The following is a 13,673-nucleotide window of genomic DNA, read 5'->3' as shown; positions in this document are numbered from 1 at the left end:
GATCGAGAGCACGCTATGTTTCCTGAGAGTTTTACGTTTTCCATTGCCGACTGGGTCAACGGTTGGGTGGATTCACTGGTCACCAACTACGGTGATGTGTTCCGGCAGATTTCCGACACGCTGCTGTGGGCCATCGTCAACCTCGAAGGCCTGCTGCGCGCAGCACCCTGGTGGCTGATGCTGGCGATCGTCGGCGCGGTCGCCTGGCACGCCACGCGCAAGGTAGTGACCACGGCGGTAATCGTCGGTTTGCTGTTCCTGGTGGGCGCGGTTGGCCTGTGGGACAAGCTGATGCAGACCCTGGCCTTGATGATGGTTGCCACGGTGATCTCGGTGCTGATCGGCATTCCGTTGGGCATCCTCTCGGCACGCAGCAATCGCCTGCGTTCGGTGTTGATGCCGCTGCTCGACATCATGCAAACCATGCCCAGCTTCGTGTACCTGATCCCGGTGCTGATGCTGTTCGGCCTGGGCAAGGTGCCGGCGATTTTCGCCACAGTGATCTACGCCGCGCCGCCGCTGATTCGCCTGACTGACTTGGGCATTCGCCAGGTTGACGGCGAAGTCATGGAAGCCATCAACGCCTTCGGCGCCAACCGCTGGCAGCAACTGTTTGGTGTGCAATTGCCGTTGGCGCTGCCGAGCATCATGGCTGGTATCAACCAGACCACGATGATGGCGTTGTCGATGGTGGTGATTGCCTCGATGATCGGCGCCCGTGGCTTGGGCGAAGACGTGCTGGTCGGCATCCAGACCCTCAACGTTGGCCGTGGCCTTGAAGCGGGGCTGGCGATTGTGATTCTTGCAGTGGTCATCGACCGCATTACCCAGGCCTATGGCCGTCCACGGCATGAGGCGAGCAAATGACGACTGTCAGCAAAATCGAAGTCAAAAACGTCTTCAAGATCTTCGGCGCCCGCTCCAAAGACGCGCTGGCGATGGTCGGGCAGGGCAAGACCAAGGACCAGGTGCTGGCCGAGACCGGTTGCGTGGTCGGCGTGAACGACCTGTCGCTGAGCATCGGCACCGGTGAGATCTTCGTGATCATGGGCCTGTCGGGCTCCGGCAAGTCGACCCTGGTGCGCCACTTCAACCGCCTGATCGACCCCACCAGCGGCGCGATCCTGGTGGACGGCGAAGACATCCTGCAACTGGACATGGACGCGCTGCGTCAATTCCGTCGGCACAAGATCAGCATGGTGTTCCAGAGCTTCGGCCTGCTGCCCCACAAAAGCGTGCTCGACAACGTCGCCTACGGCCTCAAGGTGCGTGGCGAAACCAAGCAGGTGTGCGCCGAACGTGCGCTGCACTGGATCGAAACCGTGGGCCTCAAGGGCTACGAAAACAAATACCCGCACCAGCTCTCCGGCGGTATGCGCCAACGTGTGGGCCTGGCCCGCGCCTTGGCGGCCGACACCGACATCATCCTGATGGACGAAGCCTTCAGCGCCCTCGACCCGCTGATCCGTGCCGAGATGCAGGACCAGTTGCTTGAGCTGCAAAAGACCCTGCACAAGACCATCGTGTTCATCACCCACGACCTCGACGAGGCCGTGCGCATTGGCAACCGCATCGCGATCCTCAAGGACGGCAAGCTGATCCAGGTCGGCACGCCTCGGGAAATCCTGCATTCGCCGGCGGATGAGTATGTGGACCGGTTTGTTCAGCGGCGCGCGGCGGTGGTCTGATCCTGGTTTGGTGGTGAGGCTGCTGGCCCTATCGGGGGCAAGCCCCCTCCCACAGGGGATCGCATTCCAAATGTGGGAGGGGGCTTGCCCCCGATAGGGCCGGTAAGGCTGCACAAGCATTAAAGAAGGTATGAAGATGTCCCAGGCAACAAAAATCACCATCGCCGACACCCTCCTGCACTGGCAGGACGTCTTCGCCGTCGCCCGCCACGGCGCTGTCCTCGAACTCTCCGGCCAGGCCTGGGCGCGGATCGACAATGCCCAGGCCATCGTGCAGCGCATCGTTACCAGCGGCGAACGCGCCTATGGCGTGAACACCGGCCTGGGCGCGCTGTGCAATGTGTCGCTTGCGGGCGAGCAACTCAGCCAACTGTCGCGCAATACCCTGCTGAGCCACGCCTGCGGTGTCGGCCCGGTGCTCAGCGATGAGCAGACCCGCGCAATCATCTGCGCGGCCGTCATCAACTACAGCCACGGCAAGTCCGGCCTGCACCCGCAGGTAGTGCAGGCGTTGCTGGCGCTGCTCAATCACGGTATTACGCCGCAAGTGCCGTCCCAGGGTTCGGTGGGTTACCTGACCCATATGGCTCATGTCGGCGTGACGTTGTTGGGTGTCGGCACAGTGAGCTATCGCGGCCAGGTCGTGACCGCACAAGCCGCCTTGCAGGCTGAAGGCTTGCAGCCCGTGGTGCTCGGCGCCAAAGACGGCCTGTGCCTGGTCAACGGCACGCCGTGCATGACCGGCCTGAGCTGCCTGGCCCTGGCTGATGCCCATCACCTGCTGCAATGGGCCGATGTGATCGGTGCCATGAGTTTCGAAGCCCAGCGCGGTCAGATCGACGCCTTCGATGAAGAAATCATCGCCCTCAAGCCGCACCCCGGCATGCAGCGCGTTGGCCTCAACCTGCGTGCGTTGCTCGACGGCAGTGAAGTGATCGCCAGCAGCAAAGGCATTCGCACCCAGGACGCCCTGAGCATCCGCTCGATCCCGCAGATCCACGGCGCGGCGCGGGACCAAGTGGAGCACGCCACCCGCCAGATCGAGACCGAGCTCAACAGCGCCACTGACAACCCGTTGCTGCTCGGCACGCCGGACAGCTACCGCGTGGTATCCCAGGCCAACCCGCACGGCCAGTCCGTCGCCTTGGCCGCTGACCTGCTCGCCATCGCCATGGCCGAGATCGGCTCGGTGGCCGAGCGCCGCCTGGACCGTTTGATCAACCCCCACGTCAGTGGCTTGCCGGCCTTCCTGGTGAGCAACCCAGGCGTCAACTCCGGGATGATGATCGTGCAATACGTCGCCGCATCGCTGTGTGGGCAAAACCGTCAACTGGCGCAGCCGGCGGTGCTCGACAACTTTGTCACCTCGGGCCTGCAGGAAGACCACTTGAGTATGGGCACCAACGCCGCGCTCAAGCTGCATCAACTGTTGGCCAACGTTACCCAGATCCTCGCCATCGAATACTTGTTGGCGGCCCAGGCATTTGAATTCCTGAAGGGCCAGCGTTTCGGCGCAGGCACCAACCGCGCCTGGCGATTGCTGCGTGAAGTGGTCCCGGCTTACGAGCAGGACCGCTGGCTGGCACCGGACATCGAAGCCGCCGCCAAGCTGCTCAAAGACACCGTGTTACCCAATTTGCACTGAACACTTATTTATTCGAAAAATAATTTACAAGGAGTACGAACGTGACTGCGCTAAATCTGATTCCAGGTCAACTGAGCCTTGCCCAACTGCGGGCCATCTACCAGCAGCCGGTGACGCTCAGTCTGGATGACAGTGCCTCGGCCCAGATCGAAGCCAGTGTGGCCTGCGTGGAGCAGATTCTCGCCGAGAACCGCACCGCCTATGGCATCAACACCGGTTTCGGCCTGCTGGCCTCGACCCGCATCGCCAGCGAAGACCTGGAAAACCTCCAGCGTTCGCTGGTGCTGTCACACGCCGCCGGCGTCGGTGAGCCGATCGGCGATGCGCTGGTGCGGCTGGTCATGGTGCTCAAGGTCAACAGCCTGAGCCGTGGGTTCTCCGGGATTCGTCGGCAAGTGATCGACGCGCTGATCGCGCTGATCAACGCCGAGGTTTATCCGCATATTCCGTTGAAAGGCTCGGTCGGTGCGTCCGGTGACTTGGCGCCGCTGGCCCATATGTCCCTGGTGCTGCTGGGCGAAGGCAAGGCGCGCTACAAAGGCGAATGGCTGGAAGCCACCGAAGCGCTGAAAGTTGCCGGCCTCACGCCGCTGACCCTCGCCGCCAAAGAAGGCCTGGCGTTGCTCAACGGCACCCAGGTGTCCACCGCTTATGCCCTGCGCGGCCTGTTCGAAGGTGAAGATCTGTTCGCCGGCGCCCTGGCCTGTGGCGGCCTGACTGTAGAGGCGGTGCTGGGCTCGCGCTCGCCGTTCGACGCCCGCATTCACGCCGCTCGCGGCCAACGCGGGCAGATTGATTCGGCTGCCGCTTACCGCGACCTGCTCGGCGACAGTAGCCAGGTCTCCCAGTCGCACCAGAACTGCGACAAGGTGCAAGACCCGTATTCCCTGCGCTGCCAGCCACAAGTGATGGGCGCGTGCCTGACCCAGTTCCGCCAGGCCGCCGACGTGTTGGTGGTCGAAGCCAACGCCGTGTCGGACAACCCGCTGGTGTTCGCGGCTGAAGGCGATGTGATTTCCGGCGGTAACTTCCATGCCGAACCGGTCGCCATGGCCGCCGACAACATGGCGTTGGCCATCGCCGAAATCGGCTCGCTCAGTGAGCGCCGTATCTCGTTGATGATGGACAAGCACATGTCGCAACTGCCGCCGTTTTTGGTGGGCAATGGCGGCGTGAACTCCGGCTTCATGATCGCCCAGGTGACGGCCGCTGCGCTCGCCAGCGAAAACAAGGCGCTGGCCCATCCCCATAGCGTCGACAGCATCCCGACGTCCGCCAACCAGGAAGACCACGTGTCCATGGCCCCCGCTGCGGGCAAGCGCCTCTGGGAAATGGCCGAGAACACCCGTGGCATCCTCGCCGTCGAGTGGCTGGCCGCGTGCCAGGGCCTGGACCTGCGCGAAGGCCTGAAGACCTCGCCAAAGCTGGAAAAAGCGCGGGGCATTCTGCGCGCCAAAGTGGCGTTCTACGACAAGGACCGTTTCTTCGCCCCGGACATCATCGCCGCCAGCGAACTGCTCGCCAGCCGCTGTCTGAATGAGCTGGTGCCGGCGAAGTTGTTGCCGAGCCTGTAAGCGACACTCGCTCTCTGTGGTGAGCGGGCCAGCCCGCTCACCACAAAAAAGCAGTTGCCCCGAGCGCGGATTCTAATTTTCTCAGGATAAAAATAATTAAGGACGAGAAATGCACCAGCAAGAAAAGGGTTTGAAACGCGGCCTCAGCGCCCGACATATTCGCTTCATGGCACTGGGGTCGGCCATCGGCACCGGGCTGTTCTACGGCTCCGCGTCAGCCATCCAGATGGCCGGCCCCGCCGTGCTGCTGGCCTACCTGATTGGCGGCGCCGCGGTCTTCATGGTGATGCGCGCCCTCGGTGAAATGGCCGTGCACAATCCGGTGTCCGGCTCTTTCGGCCAGTACGCCAGCACCTACCTGGGCCCAATGGCCGGGTTTATCCTCGGCTGGACCTACGCGTTTGAAATGATCATCGTCTGCCTCGCCGACGTCACCGCGTTCGGCATTTATATGGGCTTCTGGTTTCCCGAGGTGGCGCGCTGGGTCTGGGTGCTTGGCATCGTGTTTTTGATCGGCGGCCTGAACCTGTGCAACGTCAAAGTGTTTGGCGAGATGGAGTTCTGGCTGTCGCTGCTCAAGGTTGGCGCCATCGTGGCGATGATCCTCGGCGGTTTCGGCATCATGCTGTTCGGCATCCACTCGGCAGGCGAGACCCAGGCCAGCGGGCTTAGCAATCTTTGGGCCCACGGCGGCTTTATGCCCAACGGCGTCGGTGGCCTGATCGCCTCGTTCGCGGTGGTGATGTTCGCGTTCGGCGGTATCGAAATCATCGGCATCACCGCCGGTGAGGCCAGAGACCCGCAGCGCGTGATCCCCAAGGCGATCAACGCTGTGCCGCTGCGCATCCTGCTGTTCTACGTGCTGACCCTGTTTGTGCTGATGGCTATCTACCCATGGCCGCAGATCGGCAGCCAGGGCAGCCCGTTCGTGCAGATCTTCAGCAACCTGGGCATCGGCTCGGCGGCGACCATCCTTAACATTGTGGTGATCTCGGCGGCAGTTTCGGCGATCAACAGTGACATCTTCGGCGCCGGGCGCATGATGTACGGCCTGGCTCAACAAGGGCAGGCGCCAAAGGGGTTTGCCCAGCTGTCCAGGCAGGGCGTGCCGTGGATGACCGTGGTGGTGATGGGCGCAGCGCTGCTCGGCGGCGTGCTGCTCAACTACCTGATCCCGGAAAACGTGTTCCTGGTGATTGCCTCGATTGCCACCTTCGCTACGGTGTGGGTATGGCTGATGATTCTGTTCACCCAAGTCGCGATGCGTCGCTCGATGACCAAAGAACAGGTCGCCGAGCTGAAATTCCCGGTGCCGTTCTGGCCCTATGCGCCAGCGGCGGCCATCGTCTTCATGCTGTTTGTATTTGGTGTGCTGGGTTACTTCCCGGACACCCAGGCAGCCTTGTTGGTCGGCGCCGTGTGGATCGTGCTGCTGGTCGTTGCCTACCTGCTGTGGGTCAAGCCCGCCGCCGGGCAAGCGGCCAAGGTCCATTACGACCCGGCTGTGTCTCATCGATAACTTAGGGAGGCGTTGATGAAAACCCTTTGGCAACACTGCCACGTTGCAACCATGGCTGGTGGTCACTACTCGATCATCGAGGATGCTGCCTTGGTCACTGCCGGCTCACTCATCGAGTGGATCGGCCCGCGCAGCCAAGTGCCGACGGCGGACTACGCCCAGGTGCATGACCTGCAAGGCGCGTGGGTCACCCCCGGGCTGATCGACTGCCACACCCACACGGTGTTTGGTGGCAATCGCAGTGGCGAATTCGAGCAGCGCCTTGAGGGCGTGAGCTATGCCGAGATTGCGGCCAAGGGCGGTGGTATCGCCAGCACCGTGCGCGCCACCCGCGCTGCGACAGAAGATGAACTGTTTGCCAGTGCTGAAAAACGCCTGCGCAGCCTGCTGCGCGACGGCGTGACCACGGTGGAGATCAAGTCCGGTTACGGCCTGGACCTGGCCAACGAACGCAAGATGCTGCGCGTGGCCCGGCGCCTCGGCGACGAACTGCCGGTCAGCGTGCGCGCCACCTGCCTGGCGGCCCATGCCCTGCCGCCGGAGTACAAGGACCGCGCCGACGATTACATCGAGCATATCTGCAGCGAGATGCTACCGAAGCTGGCAGACGAAGGGCTGGTAGACGCCGTGGATGCTTTTTGCGAATACCTGGCGTTTTCCACCGAGCAGGTGGAGCGGGTGTTCAAGGTCGCCCAGCAACTCGGCCTTCCAGTAAAGCTGCATGCCGAGCAGCTGTCGTCGCTGCATGGCTCCAGCCTGGCGGCGCGTCATCACGCGTTGTCGGCGGACCATCTGGAGTTCATGACCGAAGCAGATGCCATCGCCATGGCTGCGTCGGGCACTGTCGCCGTGCTGCTGCCGGGGGCGTTCTACTTCCTGCGCGAAACCCAACTGCCGCCGATGGACGCCCTGCGCAAACACGGCGTTAAAATCGCCATCGCCAGCGACCTCAACCCCGGCACCTCGCCGGCACTCTCGGTGCGCCTGATGCTGAACATGGCCTGCACCCTGTTCCGCATGACCCCCGAAGAAGCCCTGGCCGGCGCCACCCAACATGCGGCCACTGCGCTGGGCATGGGCGAGACCCATGGCTCGCTGGAAGTGGGCAAGGTGGCGGATTTTGTGGCGTGGCAGATTGATCGACCCGCCGACCTGGCCTACTGGCTGGGCGGCGACCTGGATAAACGCGTCGTGCGCCATGGCGTCGATGTCACTGTGTAAGGAGTGCTGCTGTGGATAAGGTTCTGAACTTCAAACAAGGCCGCACGCCGCTGCTGATCAGCATGCCCCACGCCGGTCTGCGCCTGACGCCTGCGGTGGAAGCCGGGTTGATCGACGAGGCAAAAAGCTTGCCGGACACCGACTGGCATATCCCCGCGCTGTACGACTTTGCCGAGGAACTGGGCGCCAGCACGCTCTCGGCGCAGTACTCGCGCTTTGTCATCGACCTCAACCGGCCGTCCGACGACAAACCCCTGTACGCCGGCGCCACCACCGGCCTGTACCCTGCCACGCTGTTCGAGGGTGTGCCGTTGTTCCGTGAAGGCCTGGAGCCGAGCGAGGCAGAGCGCGCCAGCTACCTGCAAAAAATCTGGGGCCCGTATCACCGGGCGCTGCAAGAGGAACTGGCACGGCTCAAGGCCGAGTTCGGCTACGCGCTGCTGTTCGATGCGCACTCGATCCGCTCGGTAATCCCGCACCTGTTCGACGGCAAACTGCCGGACTTCAACCTCGGCACCTTCAACGGCGCCGCCTGCGACCCGGAACTGGCCAGCCAACTGGAAGCCATCTGCGCGCAGCATCCGCAGTACAGCCATGTGCTGAACGGGCGTTTCAAGGGCGGGCATATCACCCGGCATTACGGCGACCCGGCGCAGGATATCCATGCGGTGCAGTTGGAGTTATGCCAGAGCACTTATATGGAAGAGGTCGAGCCGTTTAGGTATCGCGCGGATCTGGCTGAGCCGACGCGGGTGGTGTTGAAGCAGTTGCTGCAGGGTTTCCTCGCGTGGGGGCAGACGCGCTACGAGTGATCAGCCCTGCCGGACTTGTATCTTTTACTCAGTGAGAATTCCCTGTAGCGAGCGGGGTTGTCCCGCGTCAGGCTGAGTCGCGAACCAAGCCAGTCATCGCTTCAGGGCTGATCAGGTTTTCTGGAGTTTTTACGGGAAAGACTTAGTCAGCAATGCTTCTAGCGAGTCATACAGAAGCTCAGCTTCATCCTCTTCGTGAAAATAGATATAGATTTCGCCCGTTGGGCCGACGAGGATAGGGTTTCCAGATCCATCGTCTGAAATCACTATGGCTCCCACTAACTCCTCTGGAAGTTTGTCAGCATAGACACTCCAGAATTTCTCCGTCATCTCGGTAACGGTGGCTTTGCCGATCAGTGATCCGTTCCGAAATGCGTGAATGTCGATACCGCCGAATGCACCACCAAAAAGCTTTATAAACTCAACATATTGCTCATTGAATTTAACATTGAGTTTTTTTTCCGCTGTGTTGATTTCAGCATCGGTTGCAGGTTGTCCACTAAGACCATTCTGTGTGCTGAACAGAGCTCTGATTTTTTTCAACAAGTCCTGTTTCATTTCATGCATCCGCCTTTTGAAGCTTTTTTGGCTTGGGACGTCCAGAACTCTTTTTTCCAAAGGTTGAACGCTGCCCGGTTTGTGATACCTGTTCCCTTCTTGCTGCCGTTCGGGTGTTGTGCGGCGTTGTGTTCGGGGCTGCCATGATGCTTGTCAGGCATCGCTCTGAGAGGTCCTTCAGTTTGTTGTTTGTCATGATGCAGCACAATTGTGTTGCCGTGCTTATCAACCGGTGACTTTCCAAATGAATGAGGTGCGTCAGGTCCGTTCATGAAAATTACAGTCTTCAATTCAGATGGGTTCAAATGACTTAAGTCTGTATAGCCGGTTACGGTAAGTGTCAGTCTACGGCTATCTGTAAACGTAACTGGTGTTAGCCCTAGTGGGTCAAACCAAGAGATTGGGTTGGGTGAATAGGTGTAGGCGTTTAAGCCCCCCGCCAACCCAATCGGATCCGGCGTCGTAAACCGCCCCACATCCGGATCATAAAACCGGAACGTGTTGTAGTGCAGCCCCGTCTCCCGATCCAGATATTGCCCCTGGAACCGCAGGTTCTGTTCTTCTACGTAGTAAGGCTCGCGCACCTCCTTCAGCGTGTTGCCCCACACCCGATAAGTTGCGTGCCAAACGTTGTGCCCGTCGGTTTCCGTCAACTGTTCCGGCAACCCGTTCAGGTCGTTGTGGTAGTAGCGCACGCGCTGGTGTTCGCCCTTTCCATCGACTCGGGCAAGCGGCGCGTAGCCGTCGTCTTCATAGAGGTAGAGGCTCGTCTGACTATGCCGATGCTCCTGCAACAGGCGCAGGCCTTCCCAGTCGAAGCGGGTTTCACTCAGCGGATAACCGTGGCTGTCGTATTCGGTTTTATTGATACGCCGACCGAGTGGGTCATAAGTCATTTTTACCCGCGTTTCTCGGCCGTTTTTCTGGCTACGCACTTCGATCAGGCGGTGTTCGGCGTCGTACGCGAAGCGTTGCAAGCCTCGCAGAGCACTGCGTTTTTCGATCAGCCGACCAAAGCCGTCGTAGCGGTAGCGCTTGTCCTGATAGGTCAGCAATTTGTTGTGCCGCACTAATCCGGCGCCAAGCGGGGGCCCATCCAGCAAGTTGGCGGCAGCATCGTAGGCGAAGGTTTCCTGCTGACCTTGCGTATTGACCTGGGTAGCGATAATCCGACCGGTCGCGTCGTAGTGCAGCAGTTGGCGTTGGCCCGCTTCCAGGCGGCCGATCAGGTTGTCGGCCGGGTCATATTCGAAGGTTTTTTGTTGGGTGGGCGGCAGTTGCCGGGGATCGCCTGTAGGGCTGCGTTTACGTGAGCGCAATCGGCCACAGCGGTCGTATTCGTTGCGGGTGGTGATCTGCCCTTGGGTGCGCAGCACTTCGCGGTGCAGGCGGTCGCGTTCGAAGTCGCTGATGACGTGGCCGTCGAGGTTGAGCTGGTGCAGGTGGCCGCTGCCGTAGTGCAGGCGGTTGAGCCAGCGGCCATCGGGTAGTTGCGTCTGGATCAGGTTGCCAAGTTCGTCATAGCGGTGGTTCAGGGTGCCGGCAGCGCTGTGTTCAGTGAGGAGGTGGCCAAGTGGATCGTAGGCGAAGTTCAGGGTCTGGGTGGTCGTATCGTCGCCAGCAAAAGTGATGGCAGTCAGTTGGTCGACTAAATCGTAGGCGTATTCGGTACGACCCTCATCGGTTACTTTCGCCCGCAAGCGCCCAGCTGCATCGCGCTCCAGGCGATGGACGATAGAGGGCGCATCATTCGACGGCACATATTCGACTGCAGCCAGGTTATCCAGTGCATCGTAGGTATAGCGTCGGCCACTACCATCGAGGTCTTGCTGCTGTGCAAGGCGGTTGCCCTGGTCCCAAGTAAAGCGGTAGCACTCGCCGTTTTCATTGGTCAGGGTTTGCAGACGGCCGTACGCGTCGTGGTGGAACTCGATCTGTCGGCCTTGGGCATCGACGCGCTGGCGAACCTGCCCACGGCGGTCGTACTCATAACGGGTGATATGGCCGGCAGCATCGGTGTAGGCGATCAACTGGCCGCTGGTGTCGCGCAGATAACGCTCGATATGCCCATATGGCCTTTCGGCTTGCAGCAGGCGGCCCTGGTTGTCGTGTTGATAGCGCTGCCGCTCACCCAGCGCATCGATCACGGCGTGCAAGTGGCCCCGACGGTCGTACTCGAACCTCGTGGGATACCCCGAGCAATCTACGTGCTCGGTCAACTGCCCGATTTCATTCCAGCGCAGGCGGTTGCTTTTTCCGATGACGTCGGTGATTTCAACGACTTGGCCAAATGCATCATGACGGTAGCGTGTAACCTGCCCCAGCGGATCGGTTTGGCTGACACAGTTGCCTCGCGGGTCGTATTGATACTGCCAGGCGTGGCCGGCGGCGTCGGTCTCCACCAACGGCAGTGACCAATGCTCCAGCCACACCGTGGATTCGACGCGCCCCGACGGATCTTGCGTCTCGCACAGGTTGCCGGAGGCGTCGTAACCGAACTTCCATTCACCGCCCTGGGGGTCGGTTGCACCGAGCAACTGGCGCTCGTCATTCCATTCAACCTGCCAGGTTTGGCCGAGGCTGTCGGTATACGCGGTGATCTGGTACTGCGGGTTCCATTGGCGCGTGCTGAGCCGTTGCAAGCCATCGGTAATCCGCGTTATCCCGGCGTGCAGGTCATATTCGAATTGGTAGTCGTCACCCTCGTCAGTCCAGTGCCGGACCACGCGCCATTCGCGGTCATCCACACAGGCCCATTGGTAGAAGCAACGCAATCCGGTGGGCCGTTGGTGCTCGGTCATGCGCTGGCCGCTGTCGTAGGCGAAACGACGTTGAACGTGCCCGACAGCATCGCGAACGTCGGCCAGGTTGCCTTGACCGTCATAGGTATAGCTGGCGACGGTTTCTCGGCTGTGATCGGGGAACAGACGTTCAATCTGAGCGACCCGGGCGGGCCATTGCTGGCTGTAGCCCAGTTCGATCTGCACATCATCTAAGGTATCGCGCAACCGGCTCAGGCGGCCCTGGGTGTCATAGTCAAGCCAGACTCGGTTGTGATTACGGTCCCCTAACTGGTTTAGACGCAGGCGCGAGGAGGTGCCCGGTGCGGGTTCAAACAGCCGATAGCGCCCATCGACGCTTTCAATAAGCAGGCGCCCGTCGGTATGGCGCCGTACGCTCAAGCCTTCGCCCGCGCTGAATACCGCGCCGCCCAAAGGGATCACACCCATGTCGATCTGGCGAGCCTGCTCATCGGTGTAGAGCAGTTGCTCGCCGCCTTCGGGGTGCACGCCGATGTCAATGCGGGCTTCATAAGCCACGCTCCAACTAGCGCCGAACAGACCGTCACGCCGTTCATCTCGACTGCAGTAATAGCGCTGCCACTCGATTGGCAGCAGTCCTGGCAAAGCGAAGTCCAGGTCGTCTTCACCGTCGAGGATCTTCGCGCCCGTGGCGCTGTGCACCGGGTTGGGCGAACCCGTGACCGCAGCGGTCATCGCATTACTTACCTGGCTGCTGCCCCACGACACCAGCCCGCCCACGGCCATGCACGGCAACGTGCTGAAGAACTTCGTGCCACCGCCGCGCAACGTCAGCAACGCCGTCACCGCCAACCCAGCGCCCGGCGTCTTGCCGCTGCGAATCTCGCGCGCAACCAAGGGCGCGCCACCGATGATCACATTCGGCGAAATTTGTACGTTTGCGACCTTGGCCTCGCAGGTGCTCCGATCCCCGTCGCGCACCGCTGGCTGACCATTGATAAAGACTCTGCTGGAGCCTTCCGCCAGGTATTGCTCCGGCATCGACGGGTGTCTGTTGCAGTCGACTTTATCGGCAGGGCAAGGCACCACGCCTGCCACCGGGGCCGCCACCGTAGGACGCCATAGTTGAGAGAAAAAGCCTTCAGCGATATCCAGGTAAGACGGCTCAGCACGTGGCGCCGCGATAACATCCGAGAATTTGCCGGCCGCCCGCGCAGCGGGTTTCCCGTTGATGAAGACGTTGGGCGAACCGCTGCTGATAAAGGCGTCGATGACCGGAGGGAAAAGCGCATTGGCAAAGTACTCACATAATCGTGAGAGGCATTTATCTGCACCGGTGTGGCTCATGCCAACCCCGACCACCACACCCACGACGGCACCCAGTACAACGCAGCCGAGGCCGCCAGTTGCCACGGTGACGCCCGCTGCGGCAACCACAGCCGCTGTCGCCAAGGCCGTCACGGCCACGCTGGCGGCAATCTCCAAGACGCCGCCTAACGCGTCGGCGAGCATTGAACTGTGCAGAAGCGCGTCGCCCTCGCGGGCGGCCCACGGCGTGTCGGTCATGCGTAACGATCCGTGTCTGAAAAGGCCGGATCAAATCACGCGATTGCGTCCTTGCTCAGGTGATGCCTTCCGAGGTGTTCGTAGGACGGCTCCCAAGGTTTATTTGCATCCGTGAGCGGGGGGCCGGGCAAAGGCTTGGTCCACGGCTGTTTGCGCTTGTGCGGCGAGGCTCATCTATACGCTTATCTGCTGAATTACCTCAGGAGCGAACGACTGACACAGGTCTAAGCGCTCAAGGACATGCTCATTGCACAATTCGGGTTTATAGTGCCAGACGGCACAATAAAAGACGTCCCCCCAGGGATGAACCCGACCCCCTACGGAGCGC

Annotated in this window: 9 protein-coding genes and 1 pseudogene; 8 read left to right on the top strand and 2 right to left on the bottom strand. The window is 61.1% G+C overall.

Going from position 1 to position 13,673, the window contains the following annotated elements; all coding sequences use genetic code 11:
* The first annotated feature begins 15 nt into the window (after positions 1-15).
* From NDJ82_RS18645 to hutG, 7 genes are all read left to right on the top strand, one after another.
* Complete coding sequence (locus NDJ82_RS18645) at positions 16-867, top strand: ABC transporter permease (RefSeq protein ID WP_053140441.1); 852 nt, start codon at positions 16-18, stop codon at positions 865-867.
* Positions 864-1,688, top strand: coding sequence for a quaternary amine ABC transporter ATP-binding protein (locus NDJ82_RS18640; protein ID WP_016972280.1), 825 nt, complete (start codon positions 864-866; stop codon positions 1,686-1,688). The genes NDJ82_RS18645 and NDJ82_RS18640 overlap by 4 nt, the downstream gene beginning before the upstream one ends.
* 136 nt (positions 1,689-1,824) lie before the next feature.
* Entirely contained in the window at positions 1,825-3,333 is a 1,509-nt protein-coding gene (locus tag NDJ82_RS18635) for an HAL/PAL/TAL family ammonia-lyase (protein WP_250926043.1), read from the top strand.
* A gap of 41 nt (positions 3,334-3,374) precedes the next feature.
* Positions 3,375-4,907 carry a histidine ammonia-lyase gene (gene hutH / locus NDJ82_RS18630; protein ID WP_250926042.1) on the top strand — a complete coding sequence of 511 codons (1,533 nt, stop codon included), beginning with the start codon at positions 3,375-3,377 and terminating at the stop codon, positions 4,905-4,907.
* Positions 4,908-5,016: 109 nt separating this feature from the next.
* On the top strand, positions 5,017-6,426 hold the full coding sequence (locus NDJ82_RS18625) for an L-histidine transporter HutT (protein ID WP_250926041.1): 1,410 nt from the start codon (positions 5,017-5,019) through the stop codon (positions 6,424-6,426).
* A gap of 15 nt (positions 6,427-6,441) precedes the next feature.
* A complete protein-coding gene (gene hutI / locus NDJ82_RS18620) occupies positions 6,442-7,647 on the top strand; it encodes an imidazolonepropionase (RefSeq protein WP_250926040.1) in 1,206 nt (401 codons plus the stop codon).
* A gap of 11 nt (positions 7,648-7,658) precedes the next feature.
* Positions 7,659-8,459, top strand: coding sequence for an N-formylglutamate deformylase (hutG, locus tag NDJ82_RS18615; protein WP_250926039.1), 801 nt, complete (start codon positions 7,659-7,661; stop codon positions 8,457-8,459).
* 129 nt (positions 8,460-8,588) lie between these two features.
* On the opposite strand, the gene NDJ82_RS18610 is transcribed toward hutG, so the two are convergent.
* Both NDJ82_RS18610 and NDJ82_RS18605 read right to left on the bottom strand, forming a co-directional pair.
* The gene (locus tag NDJ82_RS18610; protein ID WP_158879037.1) at positions 8,589-9,017 is read right to left on the bottom strand and encodes an SMI1/KNR4 family protein; all 429 of its coding nucleotides are present in this window, start codon (positions 9,015-9,017) and stop codon (positions 8,589-8,591) included.
* Positions 9,014-13,345 (bottom strand): RHS repeat-associated core domain-containing protein, encoded by a 4,332-nt coding sequence (locus NDJ82_RS18605; protein WP_250926038.1) that lies wholly within the window; start codon positions 13,343-13,345, stop codon positions 9,014-9,016. Before NDJ82_RS18605 ends, NDJ82_RS18610 begins: the two co-directional genes overlap by 4 nt.
* A 123-nt stretch (positions 13,346-13,468) precedes the next feature.
* On the opposite strand from NDJ82_RS18605, the pseudogene NDJ82_RS18600 reads away from it, so the two are divergent.
* Positions 13,469-13,573, top strand: a pseudogene (locus tag NDJ82_RS18600) (alpha/beta hydrolase); the annotation flags it as partial.
* Positions 13,574-13,673 lie beyond the last annotated feature (100 nt).

The organism is Pseudomonas sp. SR18 (assembly GCF_023701505.1).
Taxonomy (GTDB): Bacteria; Pseudomonadota; Gammaproteobacteria; order Pseudomonadales; family Pseudomonadaceae; genus Aquipseudomonas; species Aquipseudomonas cyclaminis.
Note: the sequence above shows the minus strand (reverse complement) of the source record. Positions and strands in the feature narration are given on the sequence as shown.

Bases quoted from the DNA above. Each gene is read 5' to 3' on its own strand.
- NDJ82_RS18645 (WP_053140441.1), top strand. From the start codon at position 16: ATGTTTCCTGAGAGTTTTACGTTTTCCATTGCCGACTGGGTCAACGGT.
- NDJ82_RS18640 (WP_016972280.1), top strand. From the start codon at position 864: ATGACGACTGTCAGCAAAATCGAAGTCAAAAACGTCTTCAAGATCTTC.
- NDJ82_RS18635 (WP_250926043.1), top strand. From the start codon at position 1,825: ATGTCCCAGGCAACAAAAATCACCATCGCCGACACCCTCCTGCACTGG.
- NDJ82_RS18625 (WP_250926041.1), top strand. From the start codon at position 5,017: ATGCACCAGCAAGAAAAGGGTTTGAAACGCGGCCTCAGCGCCCGACAT.
- hutI (WP_250926040.1), top strand. From the start codon at position 6,442: ATGAAAACCCTTTGGCAACACTGCCACGTTGCAACCATGGCTGGTGGT.
- NDJ82_RS18610 (WP_158879037.1), bottom strand. From the start codon at position 9,017: ATGAAACAGGACTTGTTGAAAAAAATCAGAGCTCTGTTCAGCACACAG.
- NDJ82_RS18605 (WP_250926038.1), bottom strand. From the start codon at position 13,345: ATGACCGACACGCCGTGGGCCGCCCGCGAGGGCGACGCGCTTCTGCAC.